The sequence below is a fragment of the Pseudomonas sp. B392_1p genome (assembly GCF_052245235.1).
GTDB classification, from domain to species: domain Bacteria; phylum Pseudomonadota; class Gammaproteobacteria; order Pseudomonadales; family Pseudomonadaceae; genus Serpens; species Serpens gallinarum.
Window position 1 is genome coordinate 1 of the sequence record NZ_JBQPXM010000040.1, and the last position, 269, is coordinate 269.

Consider the following 269-nt stretch of genomic DNA (forward strand, 5'->3'; position numbering starts at 1 on the left):
ATGCCCACTCCCTCTTTTCTGTCCATCGAAGGCAGCAAGCAAGGCCTGATCACCGCCGGCACCTTTACCGAAGATTCGGTCGGCAACATCTTCCAGGAAGGCCATGAAGACCAGATCCTGGTCCAGGCCTTCAGTCACCAGGTGATCATCCCCCGCGACCCGCAGTCCGGTCAGCCCACCGGCCAGCGCGTGCACAAGCCGCTGATGATCACCAAGGTGTTCGACAAGTCCTCGCCGCTGATCTTCAACGCCCTGACCTCCGGCGAGCG

General features: G+C 61.3%; 1 protein-coding gene. It reads left to right on the forward strand.

Features of this window, described 5'->3' with window-relative positions; translation table 11 throughout:
- Positions 1-269 (forward strand): type VI secretion system tube protein TssD (tssD, locus tag ACTV8E_RS20715; protein WP_443200702.1); only part of this gene is annotated, 269 nt, incomplete at its 3' end.